Here is an 846-nt window from a genome sequence, read left to right as displayed (position 1 = left end):
TAACAAACCTTTCAAACCACATCCCAATATTCACCACTATAGATAATATAAAAGTAGCTACAATTGAGGTTCTGATTTTTTTGAACCAGAACAATTGTGGGGAAATCACATTACAGGTCATCATAGACCAGTATGCCCACCAGTAAGGTCCGAACATCCTGTTAATAAATGCATATTGTTCTGCTTCTACACCGGAATACCAAGCGATAAAGAATTCAGTGATATAAGCAATACCTACAATAGAACCAGTGACGATGATTACAATATTCATCAGTTCAATATGGCCCATTGTAATGTAGTCTTCAAGCTTAAATACCTTTCTGGTGACAATCATCAAGGACAACACCATGGCAAACCCTGAGAAAATGGCACCTGCCACAAAATAAGGAGGGAAGATAGTAGTGTGCCATCCAGGTATTACTGAAGTAGCAAAGTCAAAGGATACAATTGTGTGTACAGAAAGTACTAAGGGAGTTGCAAGTCCTGCAAGGATAAGTGAAACACTCTCATACCTCATCCAGGTCTTAGCACCACCATCCCATCCAAAACTCAATGCACCATATATGGTATTTCTAATTCCTGTAGCTCTATCTCTAATAGTAGCAAAATCAGGAATCAAACCGATATACCAAAATACAAGGGATACAGAGAAGTAAGTTGAGATCGCGAATACATCCCATAGTAGTGGAGAGTTAAAATTCACCCACAGTGATCCATATGTATTTGGCAATGGAAGCGCCCAAATGGCTCCAATCCACGGCCTTCCCATATGTATCAATGGAAAGATTGCAGCACAAATAACGGCAAAGATCGTCATGGCTTCCGCTGCTCTGTTAATGGATGTTC

The 846-nt window shown here is 40.0% G+C and carries 1 protein-coding gene; it reads right to left on the bottom strand.

What is annotated here, in order from left to right; genetic code table 11:
• Window positions 1-846 (bottom strand): NrfD/PsrC family molybdoenzyme membrane anchor subunit (gene nrfD, locus ADIWIN_RS14430; protein WP_040757469.1); only part of this gene is annotated, 846 nt, incomplete at both ends.

Origin of the sequence: Winogradskyella psychrotolerans RS-3, from assembly GCF_000427335.1 — a bacterium.
Taxonomy (GTDB): domain Bacteria; phylum Bacteroidota; class Bacteroidia; order Flavobacteriales; family Flavobacteriaceae; genus Winogradskyella; species Winogradskyella psychrotolerans.
Note: the sequence above shows the minus strand (reverse complement) of the source record. Positions and strands in the feature narration are given on the sequence as shown.